Raw genomic sequence first — 23,944 nt, forward strand, 5'->3', positions numbered from 1 at the left:
ATCTGTTTCCAATTTACCGGCGTATGAAGTTTTAAATACCCTGCAATGGTGAGATTAAGATGAACAATATAAATGAGGTCATTGAAATTCCAGTTGGCATAAGCGCATGCGTTATGGGAGAAGAGGTCCGTTTTAACGGCGGCCATAGCCAATCAAGAATTTGCCGTAATCAACTCGCATCGCACTTTAACTATCAGGCATTCTGTCCCGAAGTTGCAGCCGGTTTTGGCATCCCCCGGCCGACAATGCGTCTGATTGGCGAGCCTGAAAGCCCAACGCTGACCTATACAAAAGACCCTGAGCAGGATCTCACCGAACAATTAAAGAGTGCCATTCAACCGATACTCAAAAAATGCAGTGGACTTGATGGATTCATATTGAAAAAGGACTCTCCCAGCTGCGGTATGGAACGAGTAAAAGTCTATCAGAGTTCAGGTTACCCTCATGCTCAGAGAGGATCAGGCTTATTCGCCAAAGCACTAATGGAACGCTATCCCAATCTACCTATCGAGGAAGATGGACGGTTAAATGATCCTTGCTTGAGAGAGAATTTTGTTATGCGGGTATTCGCACATCACAACTTTAGAACAGAAGTGCTGGAACAACCCTGCCTCCATAACCTTATTCAATTTCATAGCAGCTATAAATATCTTCTAATGGCACACAACCAGACTGCTTACAAAACGTTAGGAAAAATGCTGGCTGTGGCACATTTAGAACCATTAGAGTCTTTGTTGCCGACTTACCACCAGCAGTTTATGGCGGCTATAAAAACACCCGCATCCAGAGGTTCTCACTGTAACGTAATGCAACATATCATGGGCTACTTGAAACGATCTGTAGACAGTCATGTCCGCCGGGATATCTTAAAAACATTTGAACAATACCGACTGGGAGAGGTAAACCTGATAGCGCCTATGACACTGCTGTCGCACTACATAAACCAGAAAGGTAGTGAATACATCCGTACTCAGCGATACCTGGAGCCCTATCCCTCACATTTAGGACTACGTAATTAGCTATGTCTTCGTTTAACAGCCCGGTCATTGTCTGGTTCAGACAAGACCTCAGACTCGCTGATAACCCTGCCCTTTTCTTTGCTGGACAGAAAGGGACTGTCATTCCCATATTTATTGACGACAGAGCTAACAACTCTGAGTGGAGCCCTGGGGCCGCCAGCTGTTGTTGGCTTCATCACAGCCTGGATGACTTGAACCACCAGTTAGATGGTTGCCTCAAACTGTTTCAAGGTGAGCCATTAAGCATCCTGATTCAGCTTATTAAAGAAACCGGGGCAAATACGGTAGTCTGGAATCGCTGTTACACTCCCCACGCCATCCGCCGTGATACTAATATTAAAGAGCGCCTTTTGGCGGAAGGTATAGAGGTTGCCAGTTTCAACGGTTCTCTTCTCTGGGAACCCTGGGAAATTTATACGAAGAGCGGTACTCCCTATAAAGTATTTACACCCTATTACCGCAAAGGATGCTTAAATGCTAAGCCACCTCAAACACCCGTTTCCAAACCTAAGCTACAAATCCATTTCAGCGAAGACAGCGGTCAACAACTGGCGCTTGATCAGCTGAAGCTTCTGCCAGAACATTCCTGGGCTAATCAAATAACTGATCACTGGAGCATCTCCGAAGCTTCGGCATGGGCATTACTCCATAAATTTACTGAAGAACGGCTCAAGTCATATAGCCAGAATAGAGATTTTCCGGCAAAGCAGGCAACTTCCTCGCTTTCCCCATATCTTCGATGGGGGCAAATTTCACCCAGACAGGTATGGCACTATAGCCAGCAGCAATGTTCCACACCTGGCCTTGAACATCCACTGGACACCTTTCTAAAAGAGATAGCCTGGCGGGAGTTTTCTTACTATCAGCTGTACCACTCCCCCTCAATGACCGAAGAGAACCTCAATCAGAAATTCAACCGCTTTCCCTGGAGGCACCATAAAGAAAGCTGCCAAACCTGGCAACGGGGACAGACTGGGTTCCCCATTATTGACGCAGGTATGCGAGAGCTGTGGCAAACCGGTTATATGCATAACAGAGTACGAATGCTGGTCGCCTCATTTCTGGTTAAGAACCAGCTCCAGCACTGGCATAACGGTGCTCGTTGGTTCTGGGACACGCTGGTAGATGCTGATCTAGCCTCCAATAGTGCTAGCTGGCAATGGGTAGCAGGGTGTGGCAACGATGCAGCACCGTATTTTCGTATCTTCAATCCAGTCGTTCAGGGTATTAAATTCGATCCGCAAGGTGAGTATGTTCGACGTTATATTCCAGAACTCAATAACCTACCTGATTGTTATATTCATACTCCCTGGGACGCACCAGAAAGTATCCTTCTTGACGCTCAGGTTACGTTAGGGACGACCTATCCCCAACCAATTTTAGACCTGAACACGACGAGAAAACGCGCGCTTTCAGCCTATACAGAGTTAAAGAAACTTCCACTCACAGAAGCAGCTGAAGATCGCCTTTAGTCGCTGATATTTAACACCTTCCTTTACTCTGTCTGGCCAATGCCATATCTTTACTAAGATCGGCAGAGCCAGGGTGAGGCATATGTATAACCACTATTTTGGACTGACATCTTCGCCATTCGCGATCGCACCCGATCCGAACTATCTCTATATGAGTCCCCAGCATAGAGATGCGTTAGCTCACCTACTCTATGGTATACAGAGCAATGGAGGGTTTGTGATGCTAACCGGTGACATTGGTACCGGTAAAACAACTCTGTGTCGTTGTATGCTAAATCACACCACCGAAGACACTGATGTTGCTTTCATACTTAATTCAACACTCAACTCTGAAGAGCTATTAGCCAGTATCTGTGACGAACTTCATATCGTCTATGACAAACAAAATATCAGTATTAAATCACTCTCGGATGCGATCAACCACCATCTTCTAAAAAGCCATGCGGCAGGCAGGAATACGGTTTTGATTATCGATGAAGCTCAAAACCTGAGCCCTGGTGTGTTAGAGCAGATGCGGCTTCTGACAAACCTGGAAACCAACGAGAAGAAACTGTTGCAGATAGTCATGTTCGGTCAGCCCGAACTACGTAAGCTAGTTGAGCGCCCTGAGCTAAAACAGCTAGCCCAGAGAATCACCGCCCGATTCCACCTGTCGCCGCTCAAGCTCCCTGAAACCCAGCTCTATATTGGTCACCGGATGGCCATTGCCGGATATAAACAGATTGCTCACAGCCCTCCACCTATCCCTAAAGAATTACACTCTCAAATACATCACCTGAGTGGTGGTGTTCCTCGGTTAATCAATATTATCTGTGATCGGGCACTACTTGGAGCCTATGCTCGTGGAGAGCCCTCGATAAATTCAGAAATCCTTTATCAGGCCGCCGCAGAAGTATTTGGCGAAGACCGTAAACCATTACGACAACCGATCTCCTTTTTTAAGCAGATGACAGCCATATTGGGGGTTATTTTTATAGCCCTGATTATCTACCGATTTTACCCAGTGGCGAACAACTGGCTAACGAATTCTGCTGAACAATCCCAGGCTTCACTGACATCATCGACAAAGAGTCAGCCCTCTACTCCGACTAAAACAGAGGACAGCAGAAAGGAAACAGCCCCGGTAAGTCGTATTGTAAGCGCTTCTACAGCTGAGCTGGCCGCAACCCCAGGCGTAGCGATAGAAAGCCCTGAGAACAACGAAAAACCACCAGAAACAACACAGTTAATTCCGACGCAACCAGAATTAGTTCGCCCCACCTCTTCGGAGCCACTCCTGATAGCAAAAAAACCATCTGATACCGACTCGGATAATGCTTCCCAGTCACCACAAGTTGCCCTTAGCACTAATACACCCGATTCAATCCTGGAAACTCAAACGGTTATAATCACATCTCCCGAAGCTGTTACAGCTGCTACCGTCAAGCCCTCTATGATTCAGCAGGAAGAACAGAGCCCCATCACTAACTTGGATTCGGAGACGCAAGCCTATTCCACCCTCTTTAAAATCTGGCAACAGGATATGCCTCAAAATACTGAACCCTGTAAATTTGCGCTTAGCCGTGGACTTCGATGTTTCCACCAGCAGGGTAACTGGGCTCAGCTAAACCGCAATAACCGCCCAGCTATTGTACGTACACTTAACAGTGAAGGAGGACTTTCAAGTGTCGCACTGGTGCGGATTGAACAGGGAATCGCAAAATTCTCAAATGGAATTCAGCATTGGCAAACACCTTTGGAGCAACTCAATGACAGCTCTCTATTGAATTACACCTTGCTATGGGATCCCCCTGCCGGTTACTACCAACTGACTAAACCGGGAAGCTCCGGCCCTCATATTCTCTGGTTAAAACAGCAACTAGCGAGATTATCACCACTATTTATAAGTGAGATGAATAACTATTTTGACGATCAACTGGTGCTCTATATAAAAGCATTTCAACGCAGTCAGAACTTATTGCAGGACGGTGTTGTCGGCCCAGAAACCCTAATCCGCCTTAACACCCTGATAGATGCAGAGGTTCCCATGTTACTCAGTTCCCGGGAGCCGTAATGTCATACATACTTGATGCCCTAAAGAAATCAGATCAGGAACGAACCAGTCAACCGGCTTATGATCTCAGCCAGCCGACTGAAGAAATAGAAAAACCAAAAGCTGTGCGACATAAATGGTTATGGATAATACCTGCACTGCTGACAGCCAACATTTTCTTATTACTCTGGCCCGAGACTGATACTTCAATAACAACAGTAACAAATCCGAAACCGGGCAAAGAAGGTTTACCGCCAGAACCTGTTACTGAAGAGTTAGCTGAAGGGCTGGCTCAACAGCCGGCGAAGTTAAGTTCTGCAGAATCAAAACCGGTGCACCCAAAACTTACCCATAACAATAAAAGCAACGATTCGCTCCCAATTTCCTCCATTGCAACAGTAAAGCCCGTTACTTCAGTATCGCGCTATCATCGCGATCCTTTTGCGCCATTACCGGGTAGAACAAAGCCTCTGCCGGCAATAGCCCCTACGCCAACAAAGCCTCAACCAAAACCATTGCAACAACTGGCTATCCCAAACCTCGAAAAGCTCAATCGGAGTCTTTTGAATCAGGCTCTCATAGAGCAACTTACACCTTTAAGGCAAGAGCAATCTACGTCAAATAGAAATTACCCTGATGTGACTATGACAGCAGCAACAAGCAGCATACGTTCATTACCACAACAGACAGCAGAGCAACCGTTTCAGCGCTCACACAACTCGGACGAAATCCATGCACAGGTCCCGCTGTATCAAGAACTGGAACCAGCGCTGCAACAGGATATTCCAGAATTAAATATTTCAGTACATATCTTCGCTGACATTCCTGAGCAACGTATGGCGAGAGTCAATGGAATCATGGCCCGGCAGGGACAACAACTCGATAACGACCTGACGCTCGAAGAGATCAGGCCCGATTATCTGATACTTAGTTTCCGTGGTGAAAGATTCAGACTAAAACGATAAAGGTAGTGAATTCAGCGATAATTATTTAGCAGGTCTAGCATTGGCTTATTTCCTGTAGCTTCAGCAAGACGGAAGCTATCCTGGCCCAACTGATTTTTCCTGCGAGGCTTAGCTCCGCTTTCAAGTAACCATTGGACCACTTCAATATGGCCGGCATTAACAGCCATCATCAACGCTGTTTGAGTAAAATTGTTACGGCTATCGACCGCTGCATTTTCAGCAGCCAACAGAATCATGCTATTCCGATTACCCGCAGCAGCTGCGACCATCAGCGGAGTATTACCTTTATTATCCGGCTGATTAATATCCACACCTGCAGCGATCAGCCATTTAAGTGTTTCAATCCGCTTACGTGTAATTGACCGAATCAGCGGAGAGATACCATTCACATCAGCAAGATTCAGATTAGCACCTTTATCCTGCAGCGCCTTCAATGCCTTAATAGCACCAGCATCCGCAGCATGCCAAAGCGCAGAGCGTGATTGTTTATCCTGCGTATCAGGAGACACACCATAACTTACCAGCAGATCAATCAACTTTGGCAGATTGGCTGCCGCTGCTTCAAGCAGTACGTTAGCTTGCTCTTTCTTCAACAGTGCGCCGGAGCCACTATCCAGTAGTTGCCGGACGACCTCATCATGGCCCCCCTTCACTGCAAGCATCAGTGCCCCGTCACCACTTTCAAGTAGTGGACGCTGATCAGCGCTATGCTTAATCAGCAGAGCTGTTATTTGTTCAAAACCTTTATCTGCGGCAAGCATCAGCACACTATGACCATCAGACAACTGATGATTCACATCCGCGCCTGCATCAACCAACAGCTTAGCTACCTCAAAATGCCCCTGCCACACCGCTCGACTTAGTGAGGTGTGGCCTTCCTTATCAACCTGATTAAGATCAGGCTTTTCACGCAATAATTTGGCTACAACCTTATCCTGCCCCCGCCAACTTGAAAGCATCAGAACAGACCAGCCCTTATAGGGGTTACTATCATCCGTAACAACCTGATCAACAGAACTCAGTGACTCCAGAGCGACCAGCGAAGCATCTCGTTCCGGTGGAGCCATATTGTTACGTTTCGCGCCCTTTGCGCTCAACCAGCTAACCACTTTTTTATGTCCGCGATTAACGGCCATATCAAGCGCACTATATTCACTACGATTCAGGCTATTTAAGCCAACACCGACGGAACCCAGTAGCTCAACTGTTTTCAGATGTCCGCTACCGGCAGCAAAGTGCAACAAAGTATTACCATTAGCATCTTCGTCACCTTTATTCGCTCCAGCTTTCAAAAGAAGTTTGACCACAGCAGCATGCCCTTGCTGCGCTGCCGCCATCACCGGAGTAATAGCAAATTTATCCTTCATACCAACCTGTGCACCTGCCTGAAGCAACAGGTTGATCGTTTCTTCATGCCCCGCTTCTGCCGCCTCATGCAGCGCTGTTCGCTGATTAAGGTCACGACTATTTACATCGGGGTTTTGTTCTAATAGCTGTTTTAATTCGAGGTTACTCCCCTTCTGAGCCAACCAGCGAAGCGTTTCCTCTTTATCAACCGAACGATATTCCTTTAGCTGTTTTTTCTGGCGAGTCTCTGAAGAATCTTTATTCAGCTGTCTTAGCGCTAACGGATGGCCTGCATCAGCAGCAGCCTGCATCAACTCATTTGCACGACCAAGATCCTGCTCAACTCCCCAGGCTTTCTGATACATAATGGCAAGATTATACGTCGCTTTAAGGTGATTCTGCGCAGCGGCCTTTTCCAGCCAGAAAACAGCATTCTCATGACTTTTCTTAACACCTTGGCCATTACGATACATAGTGGAAAGAAGGTACTGTGCTTCAGCACTCCCTGCATCAGCCATGGGCTTCAATAAAACCTGAGCCCCGGTATAGTCCTTAACCCTAATGGCTGCTCTTACCTCGCCCAACTCATGATTCGCACCCTGCGCCGGCGAGAAAGAGAATCCAGAACTCAACAAACTGATTGTGAGTATGTAAAAAACGATGGTTTTCCACCGCGAATAATAAGCCCAATCAGGCAGTACCATATTTCGTTTCTACCTCAATACCTATCTGCTTCAAAAAACCTGTTGGTAAGATACCACCGGCACACACGATAACGCCGTCATTTGGTATCCTGTAATGCTCATTATTCTGATTCAGCACTACTTCAGATTCCAATACTTCACTGATTGTAGAACTGAGCATTAGATTCAGTCGTCCACTCTCAACTGCAGCATCTACCTTGCGACGATTCTTTTCTTTAGCCCGTCCAAACGCCCCACTGCGATATGACAACGTGACTGTAGTACCGGGCTCATCAGCAATACTGGTGGCTGCTTCCAGCGCACTATCTCCGCCGCCAACAATTAACACATGCTTCCCCTGATATTGAGCAGGATCGACTAATCGGTACACAACCTTATGTTGATCTTCGCCGGGCACACCTAATTTGCGTGGAGTTCCTCTTCGACCGATAGCCAGTAAAACAGCACGGGTACGGTAGACAGACTTATTAGTGGTGACTTCAAAACCACCTTCAGGTAGGTGGTCTATATGGTCAACCCGTTCTTTGTAATTGACCTTCAATCCCGTCTTGCGTTCAACTTCAGACCAAAACTCTATCAACTTTTCCTTGGTCGTTTCCTTAAATTGAAACTCTCCGACAATAGGTAGCTTCGCTGGTGCAGTCATGACCAACTTACCCCGGGGAAACTGAGCGACCGTGCCTCCCAGAGATTCCTGTTCGATAGTCATAACCTTCAGGTTCTTCTCCATAGCGCCGAGTGTCGCCGTTATGCCTGCGGGACCAGCTCCAACAACAAGCACGTCCAACAGATCACCACCTGAGCCCATTTCCGGTACTTTAGCGATTTCATCCATCGCTCTGCGACCCTGCTCAGTGGCATTTTTAATCAGCCCCATACCACCAAGCTCACCCGCAATATAAATTCCGGGAATATTGGTCTGAAAATCAGGTTTAACATTGGGAATATCTAACCCGCGCCGCTCGGTACCAAACACCAACTGTATTGCATCAGCGGGACAAGCTGTTTTACAGGCACCATGACCGATACAGTCTGCCGGATTGAGCAGCTCTGCTTTATTATCGATTAAACCCAATACCTGATGTTTAGCTTCCGGGCAAGCATTGACGCAGGAGCCACAACCCAGACAGATATTGCTATTGATAATGGGATGAAGAGAGGCAGGCTCAGTCAGGCCGGCGACAACCGCTTCGGATTTAATCGCAAGATTTCCCCGAGTTTGAGTTGTTTTATACCAGTTATACAGTATCCAGATCGCCAGTAATGGCGTAGCTATAATCAAATACTGATAAAATTCAGCCTGTACGTTCATATGCAATACCTATTCAAAAACTTCTGAAACATCGGTGTTAACCAGTTTTCTCACTCATTCTCCTTTAAAAAGAAAACCCGATTTCGTAGTTAATACGTTAAAGAATTATTCGTATGCCAACAACTGTCTCCAACCAAGTACAGTCTAAAGATGCTAACGAAACTCTCACTTCGCAAAAATGAGAACACCACCGACAAAACAATAGATAAGCTTTTGTTTAAATTGAAAATAAAAATTCCGGTATAGGTTATGCATTAACTTGTGAAACCAATATACGGAGTCTCATGCAGAATGACGAGAAATACCCTGTTTACTGCGGTAGCTTTAGCTACAGGCCTTGTAACTGCGGCCTTTCTATTGCAAGGCGGCAACTCTACTCAATCTGGTGAATATTTAGCCAGTACGACTCAGTCATCCAACACATCCTTAATGGCAGCAGAGGCCGCTGATAACAACCAGCTCCAGGCCGGCCCGCTTGACCAAATGGCTCAAAAACTAAAAGACAGACTTCAAAATGAGCCTGATGATATGGAAGGCTGGGTCCTATTGGGGCGCACTTATCAATATATGAAAGACCAGTCGGCTGCTGATCAGGCTTACGCTAAAGCAACTGCTTTGGGGCTGACTCCTGCCCGTCTTAAAGAAGTTCGCAGCGGTATGTCTGTGACACAGAAGGCCCCACCTAAACGGGTTTTTCCAGAGCCCAAAACATCCCGTAACCTGACCGCCGTAATGATAGATCAGGCTCTGAAAGATGGCCCCGATACTCAACAGATATCAGTCAGCGGAGAAATCAAAATAACACCGCTTCTCGCTGAACAGCTGGCTGGTAAAAACGCCACGCTTTTTATTTTCGCGCGAGCCGACAAAGGCCCTCCAATGCCGTTAGCCGCAATACGTAAAACACCCGCTACACTACCGCTAAACTTCACCCTCAGTGATTCAAATGCCGTCATTCCCGATCGAAAACTATCCTCATCTAATGCGGTAATAATTGGCGCCCGAATCTCTTTCAATGACAGTGCTACAGCATCTAAAGGTGACCTTGAAGGGTTTAGCCAGATAGTCGACCCTGCCAGTGATGATAAGGTTACTATTGAAATTAATCAGGTCCGCCAATAACCCTATAATCAATCTATAGTTACTACTGAGCCTATCCACTAATGAGCGATACTATTGTGGCTGATAAACAGCGAAAAGCAGATATTGAAAAGCTCCATCTATCTCCTTTGGAGCAATTTGCAGCACCGTTTTTTTCGGTAGTACTTACCCTGCTACTGATTTGGGGGTGGCAGCAAAAAGAGGAGTATTTAATCACTGCAGAATGGGGCGTTGGCTACTGGCTAGGATTGGTAGCAGGTGTGATTTTCATTCTTATTTTTATCTACCCGCTTCGGAAGAAGTTTAAATTCATGCGAAGTGCTGGTGCCATAAAAATTTGGTTTAATTTACATATGTTTATGGGCGTTGTAGCACCGGTGATGATTGCCTTTCATTGCAACTTTTCACTCGGTGCAACCAACAGTAATGTTGCTCTCTATTCGATGCTTTTCGTAGTCGCTAGCGGTATTGCAGGGCGTTATATATACGCCCAGGTTCACTACGGACTTTTCGGTGCTCATGCCAAGATTGAAGAGCTGGTCGATATCAGTAAAGAAGCCCGAAAGCGGCTTGGACACCACGGCGGATTAGCACCGGCTATAGAACACAAAATTAAGTCGTTTGAAGACTACGTATTGAAACCGACTGGAGGCCTGCTTAGCTTCATTCCTCGCAAAGTGTTTATTGGTGTAAGTACCTGGACTACCTATTTCATTTTGTGCCATCGTTTGCGCCCAATCATGGCCACTCAGGCTCGGCTGAGTAACTGGGATAAACGGCAAGAGAAGCAACATTACAAAGAGAGCCGAATACTTATAGGAATTCTACTGAGCGCTATTAGAAAAATGGCAGTATACACCTTCTATGAAAAGCTCTTTCATAACTGGCATAAGATCCACGTCGTTTTCTTTAGCATGCTACTGATCACCGGTATCATTCATGTTACTGCAGTTCATATGTATTAAATTTCATATGAGAATTCTTTCTCATTATTGAGAGTCTGCATAAAGAGACACTCTAAGCTGTTGTTTTGTATAGAAACAGCTCTACAACGCTTAATAGCTGTACGAACTACGAGACAACACCTCCTCCCCCCTCACTACCATTCTATGAATGAAGCTCAGCTATTTTATGATAACCCTTTGATAAATAGACATTTTAATTATCAGGCTCAATTTTTGCTATATAAAAGAGGTTAGGCCTGAATTGTTATAAGGGAGAGGCAGCTTAACTCCCTATTTAGATTTTCATTTCTTAATTTATTCAGCCCTGAAAAAGTAAGGCCTGTTCGGGGGAGTGGCCATAGCTATTCCTTCGTTTTCTTATCCGAAACCCTCTTACATCGTTCATCTGGGTTTACGGGCAAACCATACCGGAGGTTAAGTGAAGCTGTCTGATCGTCTTTTAACTCTGAAGTCTTTTGCTCTTCTGGTACTGCTAAGCTTCAGTGCGCCCGGAGAGGCAAATGTTTTCGAAACCATATTCATGCCTGGGAAATTAATTAATGGGCATGAACAGTTCGAACTCGAATGCGACAACTGTCATGAATCTTTTGACCAGAGTAAGCAAAGAAACAGATGTCTGGCTTGCCACGACCATGAGAATATCGCTAAAGATATTGATGAGGGCACTGGCTTTCACGGCCTCATGGAAAATAGCAAGAACATTGAGTGTAAAACATGTCATTCCGACCACATGGGACGAGATGCGGATATTGTGCAGCTAACACACTCCACATTTAACCATGACCTGACCGACTATCCACTCGAAGGCAAACACCAGACAGCCGCATGCGCTAATTGCCACGAGCCTTCGCAAAACTTTCGCGAAGCACCCAATCAGTGTATCGACTGCCACAAAGACGATGACAAGCATGAAGGCGAATTAGGCGAGCAATGTGATGACTGCCATAAAGAAACAGGCTGGCAAGAAACTAAATTCGATCACGACGACACCGATTTTCCGCTTCTGGATAAGCATGCAGAAGTGAACTGCAGTAGCTGTCATGCAGACGAGCAATATGAGGATATACCGACAGAGTGCGCTTCCTGCCATCTTCTTAACGATGCACATGGAGGCCACTTCGGCAACGAATGTGAAAAATGTCACTCAGAAAAAGACTGGGATGAATCAAAGTTTGACCACAACAAAGATACAGAATTCGATCTGAAAGGGTCACACAAAAAGACTAGTTGTAATAGCTGCCATGTAGACCCTCTTTTTGACGAATCACCCGGTGAAAGCTGTATCGATTGTCACCGCAGCGATGACTCTCATCAAGGTAAGAACGGCAATGAGTGCAATGAGTGCCATACTGAGAACAGATGGCAAAAGAGTAGTTTCGATCATGATAAGGATACCGATTTCAAACTTAAGGGTAGCCATGAGCCATTAGAGTGTCATAGCTGTCATAAAGGCAGCCTTGAGGATGAATTACCGAGCGACTGTATCAGTTGCCATAAAGGTGATGATGTACATAAAGGTCAACAGGGTGACAGCTGCAATCGATGTCACGACGAAAAATCTTTTTCTGGTGTCATTCGCTTTGATCATGACCTGACCCATTTTCCGTTAATTGGGCAGCATGCCGTTACCAGTTGTGAAGAGTGCCATCTGGAACAAACCTTTAAAGATACCGCTCTGGCATGCACTAGCTGTCACAAAGATGATGACGTACATAAAGAAACACTGGGTGGACGCTGTGAGCAGTGCCACACCCCAAATGACTGGGGTATCTGGCAGTTTGACCATGACACCCAGACCGATTTCAAACTTACTGGCAAGCACCAGGAGCAAACCTGTGAGGCCTGCCACTTGAAGCCTGTAAACGACCAGGACGACATAGACCAGGCTTCAGATTGTTTCAGCTGCCATCGTAGTGACGATATTCATTTTGGCGGTTTCGGACGTTTTTGTGAACGATGCCACACGACCGAATCGTTTGACGACACAAGCAACCTGAGTCAGTAGTCCAGGGGATATAGGTGATCAGTATGTCATTAACAAGAACGCAATCCGTTCCATTCGCCGCCGGTATCTTGCGGCCCGTTATTATAATGCTGATGCTATTAGTAATCAGTCTGGTGCTGCCATCATCTGCTCAGGCGATGTCCGATCCGGATCAACTCGAACAGCTGGAACAACTAGATACCAACAATCAGGGTGTGGACAACAATAGTCCGAAAGCGGTATTCGACCATCTCAGCACCGGCTTTATGCTCGATGGTCAGCACGCTAATCTTGATTGCTCCAGCTGTCATGTCAAAGGAGTATTTAAAGGCACACCGACCACTTGTACTGCCTGCCATTCCTCCTCCAGCATTATTCCAGCGTCCGTTAAAGCCAACGACCATATCAATAGTAGCAATAGCTGCGACAGCTGCCACAGCCCGGGTAGCTGGAATGATGTGCCGAAAGTTGATCACGATGAAGTAGCCGGTAGCTGCTTATCCTGTCACAACAATCAAGTCGCTTTTGGTAAACCGAGTGACCACCCTCCTTCAAGTGATAGCTGTGAAAACTGCCACTCGACCAGTGGTTGGCAGACTTCGTCATTTGACCATACCGGTATCGAAAACAACTGTTCCAGCTGCCATAATGGCGTTAAAGCTACAGGTAAGGGCAGCAATCATATTCCTGCCAATAATATCTGTGAGGATTGTCATCGCCCCACTAACTTTAGTGATCTCAGCCTCTGGAACCACCCAGACAGCGCCAGTAACTGTAGCAGCTGTCATAACGGTAGCTTCAGTGTCGAGGGAAAACCCTCTAATCATGTACCTAGTAGCAATACCTGCTCTAATTGTCACGCCATCAACTCATGGAAAATTACAACCTTTAATCACCCGCCTGAAGAAACTGGCGGAAGCTGCGCAAGCTGTCACAACGGCTCATCTGCGACCGGTAAATCAGCCAATCATATCCCCAGCAGCAATAGCTGCGAAGACTGCCATAGCACGTCAGGAAGCTGGAGCGATGCAACCTTTGATCATAACGGTGCAACCAACTGCGCAAGTTGCCACAACGGCACGACGGCTACTGGTAAAAACGCGGGTCATATCAATACAACGAACAACTGTGAAGCCTGCCACACTTCAACAACCTGGTCGCCCGTTAATCAGGTTAACCATGACGAAGTCGTGGGTAGTTGTGAAAGCTGTCACAACGGCACCACAGCTACCGGAAAGTCTGCTAACCATCTTCCCAGTAGCAACTCCTGCGTAGACTGCCACGATCCTAAACGTGGCTGGGCTGATGCAACATTTACTCACGCCCCCGGTACAACCAACTGTGCCAGTTGCCATAACGGCACCATTGCTACTGGCAAAAACTCTGCGCACATTAACACTACTAATAGCTGTGAGAGCTGCCATACACCAACCAACTGGACTCCGGTTACTCAGGTTGACCATACAGAAGTTAACGGTAGTTGCTCCACCTGCCACAATGGCACCACAGCCACTGGAAAAAATTCCAGCCATATCAACACGACCAATACCTGCGATGCTTGTCATACCTCATCCACATGGTCGCCGGAGACACGGGTTGATCACAATGAAGTGCTAGGCACTTGTGAAAGCTGTCATAACGGCTCAATTGCCGAAGGGAAATCTGCAAACCATATTCCCAGTGCTAATACCTGTGAGGATTGCCATAGGCCTGAGCTTGGCTGGGCCGAAGCAACTTTTGATCATCCTGGAATTACCGACAACTGTGCCAGCTGCCATAATGGCAGTACTGCCACTGGTAAAAACTCTGGACATATAAATACCACTAACAGTTGCGAAAGCTGCCACATTAACTCCAACTGGACACCTGCCACTCAGGTTGACCACGGGGAGGTAATCGGCAGCTGTAGTAATTGTCATAACGGCACCACAGCGACTGGTAAGAATTCCAGTCATATTAATACCACCAATAACTGTGAAGCCTGTCATACTCCATCCACATGGTCTCCGGAAACCCGGGTCGATCATAATGAAGTATTAGGGACCTGTTCAAGCTGCCATAATGGCTCGATAGCAACAGGCAAGTCCGCTAACCATATTCCTAGTGCTAATACCTGTGAGGATTGCCATAATCCACAACTTGGCTGGGCTGAAGCAATATTTGATCATGCAGGCACGACAGCAAACTGTGCTACCTGTCACAACGGTAGCACAGCCACTGGTAAGAACAGCGGTCATATCAACACAACTAACAGTTGTGAAAGTTGTCATGCAAACACTACCTGGTCACCTGAAACCCAGGTTGACCATGCTGAAGTACTCGGCAGCTGCAGCAGTTGCCATAACGGCACCACTGCGACAGGTAAAAACACAAATCATATCAATACCAGTAATACCTGTGAGTCCTGTCACACATCAACCAGCTGGTCTCCTGAGACACGTGTTGATCATAGTGAGGTAAATGGCAGCTGTACCAGTTGTCATAACGGCACCACGGCAACCGGGAAAAATACAACTCACATAAATACCACCAACAACTGTGAAGCCTGTCACTCATCAGCCAGCTGGTCTCCTGAAACCCGTGTTGATCATGCAGAGGTCAACGGCAGCTGCAGCACCTGCCACAACGGCACCATTGCGGTAGGTAAATCCGCGAATCATATCCAGAGCGGTAATGTTTGTGAAGACTGTCATAACACCATTAGCTTTGCAGACGCGGTATTTGATCACAGCAATGTCACTGGTAGCTGTTCAAACTGCCACAACGGCACCACCGCCACCGGCAAGAACTCTGCTCACATTAACACCACTAACAACTGTGAGGCTTGTCATACCCCTACAACCTGGTCTCCAGTAACACAGGTTGACCATGCTGAGGTCAATGGCACCTGTACCAGTTGTCATAACGGCACAACAGCGTTAGGTAAGAACTCCAGCCATATCAACACCACTAACAATTGTGAAGCCTGCCACACACCTTCTGCCTGGTCGCCGGAAACCCGGGTTGACCATGCTGAGGTCAACGGCAGTTGCAGCACCTGTCATAACGGCACTATTGCGATAGGTAAATCTGCCAATCATATTCAAAGCGGTAATGCCTGTGAGGACTGTCATAACACCAACACCTTTACCGATGCAGTTTTTGATCACAGTAATGTCACAGATAGCTGTTCTAGTTGTCACAACGGCACGACGGCCACTGGTAAAAACAGCTCTCACATCAACACCACTAACAACTGTGAGGCCTGCCACACACCGACTACCTGGTCGCCGGAAACCCGGGTAGACCATGCAGAGGTCAACGGCACTTGTAACAGCTGCCATAACGGTACTATTGCGTTAGGTAAATCTGCCAACCATATTCAAAGCGGTAATACTTGTGACGACTGCCACAATACCAACAGTTTCACCGGCGCGGTGTTTGATCACAGCAATGTCACCGGTAGTTGCTCAAGCTGTCACAACGGCACGACGGCCACTGGTAAAAACAGCTCTCACATCAACACCACTAATAGCTGTGAGTCCTGCCATACACCGACGACCTGGTCGCCGGAAACCCGGGTAGATCATGCTGAGGTCAACGGTACTTGTAACAGCTGTCATAACGGCACTATTGCGTTAGGTAAATCTGCCAACCATATTCAAAGCGGTAATACCTGCGACGACTGCCACAACACCAACAGCTTTACAGGTGCAACATTTGATCATAGTAGTGTCACCGGTAGCTGCTCGAGCTGCCATAATGGCAGTACTGCAACGGGTAAAAACGGCAACCATATCAATACTACGAACACCTGCGAAGCCTGTCATGCCACGTTCGGCTGGACTCCTGCTACCCGGGTAGATCATACGGAAGTGAACGGCACCTGTAACAACTGCCATAACGGCTCAATTGCGATGGGTAAATCGAACAATCATATCCAGAGCGGCAATACCTGTGACGACTGTCATAACACCAACAACTGGACTGATGCGATATTCGATCACAGCGGTGTTACAGCGACCTGTATTACCTGCCATAACGGAACAACGGCAACAGGTAAAAATCCAGCTCATATAAACAGTTCTAATAACTGCGATGCTTGCCACTCGCCTGTAGGCTGGGCACCTGCAATACGGGTTGATCATTCAGAGGTAAATGGCGTCTGCAGCAGTTGTCATAATGGTTCAATTGCGATGGGTAAATCAGCTAATCATATCCAAAGCAGCAACACTTGTGATGACTGTCATAACACCAATACCTGGTTAGGCGCATCATTTAATCATGACAATGTATCACCGGGCACTTGCAGCAGCTGTCACAATGGCAACACCGCAACCGGAAAACCGGGAAATCATTTTGTCACCTCTCTACAGTGTGATGAGTGTCATAACACAACCAACTTTGCGGGTATTTCATTCAACCACAGCTCAGGCTCCTACCCTGGTGACCACGGAGTTAACCTGAGCTGTATTGATTGTCATACCAATAATAATCAAGCCTTGTCCTGGCCAACACCCACTTATGCACCGGATTGTGCGGGCTGTCACGCCAGCGATTTCAGACAAAATAAACATGAAAAAGATACGCTTTCCTCTGTACGTGATTGTGCTGGCAGCTGCCACGAGAAAAGCAGTTTTCACCGAGTGACAGATAGAGACTGGGATAGATAACTCATGAAGAAAACAATTCAATCAATAGCGTTAGTTGCATCTATTCTTACTACGGGTCTGGTTCAGGCACAGCCGATAGGTGAGCGGATCATGGAAGAGGTAGAACTGGTACGAAGTAGTTCTCCCTGCGACCCTGACCTTGCAATCATCCGCATGCACTATCCGGTCCGCTATATTTCACATTATCCTCAAGAAGCCAGTGACGAACTACGGATTCGCATTAAGCATATACAAGTAGCTCAAATCGATGAAGATTCACAAGATCAGCGTGAATCGACCTCCCCGGAAGATCATGACCTGCTGGATGAAGTTGTCTATGAAGGCGACTTCTCCGGTGGCCCCTATCTAACGCTGGAATACCGTGAAGCAGTGCTTTCTAAAGTTATTCAGGGCAGTGATTACCGTACAATAAAAGTATTGATCTATCCCTCCAGTCGCATTAAGCAAGCTAAATGCCAGTAAACCGACTTTGAAACTGAGAGTAACATAATGCATAACCCGACCAAAACGCTGTTATCCACACTTATAACTGCAGTTATAGCTGGCGGATCACTCTCCATCCTACCTGGCTATGCTGCAGATCAGGTCCTGGGCGCTGAAAGCTCAACGATACAGATGAGTGGCCGATATGCGATTCACGTAGCATCCCTGCTTAAACAATCAGACGCGGAGAAGGTGATAACTGAATTACCGTTCAAAAATCACGAAGCCTATATCACCAAAACCTTAGTCAAAGGCACTACCTGGTACCGAGTCAGAGTTGGCTTTTTCCCGACCGCCAATGATGCCCAAACAGTGGCAAATTCAATTCGCAGCAGTCACCCTGAACTTTGGATTACGAAAGTTGCTAACAGCGAAAAGCTCGCGGCGCTGACTGAAGTAAAAAGATTGAGCACCCCTTTACCCATTAAGGCTGGAGAGCGCCTGATAGAGCAGGAATCTGTAGAGAACCCACTCACGGCGACTGATCCTTCAACTACCAAGCCGCTGGCTCAAACTAACAATACAGAACGAACGACAAGCTCGACACCGCCAATTCCCAGCAAACGAATTACCGTTATAGCATCTTCCAATTCACCTCAGACCAATTCTGAAAGCAACGATCCACTTGATAAAATCATGATGCAGGCTGAACAATCGATGATTGCTCAGGAATATGATCGTGCGATCCAGCTGTATACTAAAATACTGCGCGAACCAGAAAACCTACACAGCCGTCAGGCGCTGGAATTTACCGGTGTCGCGCGTGAACGAAAAGGTCAACAAGCTCAGGCAAAAGTGGCCTGGGATACATATTTAGAGAAGTACCCTGAGGGCGCCGATGCGTTGCGTGTTCGCCAGCGCATCACGGCAATGATCACCGCCTCAGAAACCCCTGCTACACGGACCACCCGGGCAGCCCGTAAAGAGCCATCTCGCTGGGATGTTTATGGTGGTATCTCTCAATTCTATCGTCGTGACGAATTCTCAACTGAAACCGAAGACTTTAAAACCACCTCGGTCAACCGTGATGCGCTATCTAACGACCTCTATCTCACAGGCCGCTACCGGGGTGATGAATACGATATACGTACCCGGTTTTCGGGTGGCTACGAGGAAGACTTCCTCGATAGCAACGAAAGTGAGACACGGATCAGTACGATGTATATTGACCTACAAGATAAACAGGCAACAAATACATTACGCTTAGGAAGACAATCTAATAGCTCTGGCGGTGTTTTGGGCCGTTTTGATGGATTTGTCGTCGGACGCTCTCTGAATGAAATGATTAAGCTCAATCTGGTAACGGGCTTTCCTGTCGAGTCTTCTACCTATAATGAGATTAATACTGATCGCTGGTTCTACGGCGTAAATGTTGATTTAGGCACCTTTAACGATGCCTGGGACTACAACCTGTTTATTATCGAGCAACGAAATGAGGACATTCTCGACCGGCGAGCGATTGGTGGTGAAGTTCGCTATTTTCAACCAGGCAGAACGCTGTTTACTCTGCTGGATTATGATATTTCCTATAACAAATTAAACACTCTGTTTGCTCTGGGTAGCTGGACAAACGAAAGTGACCAGACATTTAACCTGTCAGTTGATTATCGTTACAGCCCAGTTCTGATGACTACCACAGCTATTCAGAGCCAGTCAGTAAGCACATTAAGTGAATTGCTGGCAAAAGGGATTACCGAAGATGAAGCTCGACAATACGCACTTGACCGTACTACCCGTAGTTTTACGACTACTCTCGGCATGGTGCAACCAATTACTGATGATTTCCAGATAAGTGGTGACCTCACTGTTACAAAGCAAGGCGACAGCGAAACCTCTGGCGGCGTTGAAGGATTTGAAGGCACCGATTATGAATACTCTTTGTTCATACAGGCAATCGGAAACAACCTGATTAAACAGGGAGATCTGGGCATTGTTGGTTTACGTCTGACGGATGCAACAACCAGCCAAAGGCTTGGCCTGACGTTTAACAGCCGCTACCCTGTCACAGACAAACTGCGTATTAATCCTCGCTTTCAAACAGAGTTGCGTGAGAACACCGATGACAATACGTCACAATGGTATGTCCGTCCTTCTGTTCGTTTTGAATACCGCTGGCATCGTAAAACCCGCTTTGAGTTCGAAATTGGCGGAGAGGTCTCTAACCGTGAGCTAACAGACGATACAAGTGAAACAAACAGTTATTACATTAACTTGGGTTATCGTCACGATTTTTAGTCTCGACTAAACACAACAGGCGTTAAGTAAAACCCACCAAAAACCGGGTGGTGACAGCGTATCACCCGGCTTTAGATATCTGTCTCTAATAAAACATCAATATGTTCTCAGTGAGCCATAGAGAACCCTTTTACGAGAAAAAGTTACAGTGAACATTTTGATCTTTCATGCAACCTTCCAACAGACATCCTGTTATCCATTACCTTCTGTACACCAAAGCGCCCTTATACACCGGCAAAGCAACATAAATTGAAACTCTTTCAAAGCCAAGAAGGACGCAAATTACGCAACATTTTCTAATAGAAATTTCAAACAATAAGCCATTAGCAATTAAAATAATTACCATTTTCCCTACATTTTTCTCTATCTCTGCACGCAATAGCGCTAAATATATCGAATTGTTCTCAAACTTGAGAACAACAACTTTGAAAAGTTACAAGATTGCTCCGGTAAGACAATAAACATATTGTTTTCAACAAGATACTTTCAGCCTCCTACAGTCTCGCATAAGTGATAAAAAACTCTCATATTAGTTTTTTTATAAAAAAATCAGATAACCACAAATAAATTCATGTTATATCCCTCAAAAGCACCTATTAGATAATTGTTTTTGTTCTCTTTTCTCAACTAAACTAAACAAACGCTTAATCTTAAAACAGGCTGGAAACCTATTTATATTTGATTTGGATTCCAGAAGCGGAAAACGAAAGGATGTGGCGATGGAAAATGCCGTACTATCGGACAATGAGCATAGAGATTTAATACAGCAACAGATTAAAGAATGGTTTAGCGCCCGAAATAAGCTTACAGCTGAACTATTTGATCGATCTTTATCTCTAGTAAACGAGCAAGGCGAAACTACCCGTTTGCCTCAAATGCTATTAAAACTCGGCCAGGTGAGCGCTGAGGACCTGGCTTTGTGTTTAGCTGACATTCTAAACCTGAAAAAAGTATCATTCGAAGACTTCCCAGCCACTCCAGCCTGTTCTGATCTGATCGCAGAGAATTTTCTCAAACAGCACTCAGTTCTTCCTCTAGAGTTCACCGACCATACGCTCGTGCTGGCAATGCTTGATCCTAGCGACGAATTCATTATTAAAAGCACCAAACTCGCCAGCGGCGCTAACAAGGTTGAACCGGTTGTCATCAGCAAAACCGATCTCGAAAGTTTGTACGAGCAATTTTATAGTGATGGTCAGTCCCAATTAGGAAAAATAGCTGATCAGGTAGAAACATCTGCTGATGACAACGATACCGATGTGGATCAGCTCCGAGATATGGCCAGCGAAGCGCCTGTTATTCGCATGGTCAATCTGTTAATCCAGCGGGCATGTAAAAATAACGCTTCAGATATCCATGTTGAACCCTTCCACGACAAGTTAAAAGTACGGTTCAGGTGCGACGGCCTGCTACAAGATGTAGAGGCCCCCCCTGCTCATCTCAGTGCAGCTATCATCTCTCGTATCAAAATCATGGCGCATATGAATATTGCAGAGCGACGGCTACCTCAAGATGGCCGCATTGATCTGCGAGTACAAGGCCAGACCATTGATATCAGGGTATCCAGTATCCCTACAGTACATGGCGAAAGCGTCGTCATGCGTTTACTTCAACGAGATAGCCAGGTTCAGGATTTTGACAGTTTGGGCCTTACTGGAGAGCCATTATCACGTCTCAAAGCAGCGCTTAATAAACCAAATGGGATGATTCTGGTAACAGGACCCACCGGCAGCGGCAAATCAACAACACTCTATACGGCACTTCAGGGACTTAATACTGAGCAGCGCAAAATAATTACCGTAGAAGACCCTGTAGAATATCAGTTAGAAGGTGTTAATCAGATTCAGGTCCGTTCATCTATAGGTCTGGATTTCGCAACCACACTTCGATCTATTGTCAGGCAAGATCCCGATATTATTATGGTAGGGGAAATGCGCGATCTGGAAACTGCCAGGATCTGTGTACAGTCAGCTTTAACCGGTCACTTGGTTCTCTCTACTTTGCATACGAACGAAGCAGCTGGCAGTATTACCCGTCTGTTAGATATGGGCGTCGAAGACTATTTATTAACATCAACGCTACTCTGCGTCGTCAGTCAGCGATTGGTACGCAAGCTTTGCCAGCATTGCGCCAAACCGTATCAGCCAATGCCTGAACTTTTAGAGCGATTAAGTAAGCATAGTGGCCTGAATATAGGCCCTGATAGTACACTTTGTGAACCGGTTGGTTGCGAGCATTGTCGAAATACTGGCTATAACGGACGTATCGCTATCTGCGAAGTACTTCCAGTCGATGATCATATCCGGCGTCAGATTATGCAAAACTGTGATGCACGCGCGCTGCAAAAACTAGCAATGCAACAAGGGATGCACACGATGTACAGCGATGGCTGCAGCAAAGCACTCGCTGGACTTACAACTCTCAAAGAAGTTCTTCGGGTCACACAGGAAAGCTGATGATGACGACATTCTTCTATAAGGCGATAAGTAACAACGGTGAACTCACAGAGGGTAGTATCACCGCGGAAAGCCGTGAAGATGTCATCAGTCAGTTACAGAGCAGCGGCAAGGTACCTATCTACGCCGATAGCCAACAGCCCAAAAGTCTCAAAAAGCGCAGCAAAGCATCTGGTATAGGATCAGCTAACACCGAATTAATTCTTGAGTTCACTCAGGAACTTATGTATTTGGTAGAAGCGGGTATTCCTCTTGATCGGAGTCTGGAGATTCTGGGTCAGGATAACCCTTCCACTGCCTTACAAGAACTCATTAGTGAACTACGTCAGCAACTGCGGGGGGGGCAAACCTTCAGCCAGGCTCTGGAAAAATTCCCACGATATTTCAATCCTCTCTACATCAGCCTGATCCGCGCTTCTGAGGCCGGAGGAGAAATAGCACGAGGGCTTGAAACCCTCTGCCAGCACCTTGAACGTAACCAGCAACTAAAAGAGAAGGTGTCTGCAGCCCTTCTCTACCCAGCCATTTTACTAGGCGTTTCATTGCTTTCAATTCTAATGATCCTACTTTATGTCGTGCCTCAGTTTGCTGACATCATTGCAGGGTTCAGCCAGGAGCTTCCACCCGAAACCCGCTTCGTCCTGTGGTTAAGTCAGATAACCATAGATTACGGAGTCTACTTTCTGGGCGGGCTTTTAGCCTTGATCGCTCTTCTCTATCGCACTTTAGCCAGCGGAGCTACGGCAACCTGGTGGGACACATTGAGGCTAGCTCTGCCAATGATAGGTCCCCTACATATAAAACTCGAGTACACTCGCTTTTGCCGTAGTTTAGGTAACCTGATTAACAGCGGCGTACCGATGCTCACCAGTATCGACATGGCCAGTGCAGCTTTCAGTAATGGCACCCTTAATAGTGAGGTGACTCAGGCCGCTATTCATCTGCGTGAAGGCGGGCGTCTGTCTGACCAACTAAGAAACAGTAACCAAGTTCCGTCGTTAGTTGTACAACTAACTCAGGTTGGCGAGGAAACGGGGGAACTACCCAGTATGTTGCTGAAAATTGCTGACATCTACGATCGTCAGATTGAGACACAAACTCAAAAGTTACTACATATTCTGGAACCCGTATTAATCTTATCGTTGGGCCTGATCATTGCTGTACTGATTCTGTCACTTTTATCCGCGATCATCGGTATTAACGATATCGCACTTTAG

At 46.4% G+C, this 23,944-nt stretch carries 14 protein-coding genes; 12 read left to right on the top strand and 2 right to left on the bottom strand.

What is annotated here, in order from left to right:
- Positions 1-59: 59 nt before the first annotated feature.
- From AMJAP_RS11225 to AMJAP_RS11240, 4 genes are all read left to right on the top strand, one after another.
- Positions 60-1,019, top strand: coding sequence for a YbgA family protein (locus AMJAP_RS11225; RefSeq protein ID WP_019620470.1), 960 nt, complete (start codon positions 60-62; stop codon positions 1,017-1,019).
- 2 nt (positions 1,020-1,021) lie between these two features.
- Complete coding sequence (locus tag AMJAP_RS11230) at positions 1,022-2,491, top strand: cryptochrome/photolyase family protein (protein ID WP_019620469.1); 1,470 nt, start codon at positions 1,022-1,024, stop codon at positions 2,489-2,491.
- 82 nt (positions 2,492-2,573) lie between these two features.
- Positions 2,574-4,544 (top strand): AAA family ATPase, encoded by a 1,971-nt coding sequence (locus tag AMJAP_RS11235; RefSeq protein ID WP_019620468.1) that lies wholly within the window; start codon positions 2,574-2,576, stop codon positions 4,542-4,544.
- Positions 4,544-5,488: a general secretion pathway protein GspB gene (locus AMJAP_RS11240; RefSeq protein ID WP_019620467.1), complete on the top strand. Its 945-nt coding sequence runs from the start codon at positions 4,544-4,546 to the stop codon at positions 5,486-5,488. The genes AMJAP_RS11235 and AMJAP_RS11240 overlap by 1 nt, the downstream gene beginning before the upstream one ends.
- Before the next feature lie 11 nt (positions 5,489-5,499).
- Here AMJAP_RS11240 and AMJAP_RS11245 read toward each other — a convergent pair whose 3' ends face one another.
- A complete protein-coding gene (locus AMJAP_RS11245) occupies positions 5,500-7,539 on the bottom strand; it encodes an ankyrin repeat domain-containing protein (RefSeq protein WP_019620466.1) in 2,040 nt (679 codons plus the stop codon).
- Positions 7,526-8,851: an NAD(P)-binding domain-containing protein gene (locus tag AMJAP_RS11250; protein ID WP_019620465.1), complete on the bottom strand. Its 1,326-nt coding sequence runs from the start codon at positions 8,849-8,851 to the stop codon at positions 7,526-7,528. Before AMJAP_RS11250 ends, AMJAP_RS11245 begins: the two co-directional genes overlap by 14 nt.
- 291 nt (positions 8,852-9,142) lie before the next feature.
- Between AMJAP_RS11250 and AMJAP_RS11255 the strand changes: the two genes are divergently transcribed.
- From AMJAP_RS11255 to AMJAP_RS11290, 8 genes are all read left to right on the top strand, one after another.
- Complete coding sequence (locus AMJAP_RS11255; RefSeq protein ID WP_019620464.1) at positions 9,143-9,973, top strand: tetratricopeptide repeat protein; 831 nt, start codon at positions 9,143-9,145, stop codon at positions 9,971-9,973.
- Between the two features lie 41 nt (positions 9,974-10,014).
- A complete protein-coding gene (locus AMJAP_RS11260) occupies positions 10,015-10,917 on the top strand; it encodes a hypothetical protein (protein ID WP_019620463.1) in 903 nt (300 codons plus the stop codon).
- A gap of 418 nt (positions 10,918-11,335) precedes the next feature.
- Positions 11,336-12,922 carry a hypothetical protein gene (locus AMJAP_RS11265; protein ID WP_019620462.1) on the top strand — a complete coding sequence of 529 codons (1,587 nt, stop codon included), beginning with the start codon at positions 11,336-11,338 and terminating at the stop codon, positions 12,920-12,922.
- A gap of 23 nt (positions 12,923-12,945) precedes the next feature.
- A complete protein-coding gene (locus AMJAP_RS11270) occupies positions 12,946-17,553 on the top strand; it encodes a cytochrome c3 family protein (RefSeq protein WP_020722873.1) in 4,608 nt (1,535 codons plus the stop codon).
- 3 nt (positions 17,554-17,556) lie between these two features.
- Positions 17,557-18,015 (top strand): hypothetical protein, encoded by a 459-nt coding sequence (locus tag AMJAP_RS11275; RefSeq protein ID WP_019620461.1) that lies wholly within the window; start codon positions 17,557-17,559, stop codon positions 18,013-18,015.
- A 27-nt stretch (positions 18,016-18,042) separates the two neighbouring features.
- Positions 18,043-20,271: an SPOR domain-containing protein gene (locus tag AMJAP_RS11280; protein ID WP_019620460.1), complete on the top strand. Its 2,229-nt coding sequence runs from the start codon at positions 18,043-18,045 to the stop codon at positions 20,269-20,271.
- Positions 20,272-20,990: 719 nt separating this feature from the next.
- The gene (gene gspE, locus AMJAP_RS11285) at positions 20,991-22,727 is read left to right on the top strand and encodes a type II secretion system ATPase GspE (RefSeq protein ID WP_019620459.1); all 1,737 of its coding nucleotides are present in this window, start codon (positions 20,991-20,993) and stop codon (positions 22,725-22,727) included.
- Complete coding sequence (locus AMJAP_RS11290) at positions 22,727-23,944, top strand: type II secretion system F family protein (protein ID WP_019620458.1); 1,218 nt, start codon at positions 22,727-22,729, stop codon at positions 23,942-23,944. The genes gspE and AMJAP_RS11290 overlap by 1 nt, the downstream gene beginning before the upstream one ends.

The organism is Amphritea japonica ATCC BAA-1530 (assembly GCF_016592435.1).
GTDB classification, from domain to species: Bacteria; Pseudomonadota; Gammaproteobacteria; order Pseudomonadales; family Balneatricaceae; genus Amphritea; species Amphritea japonica.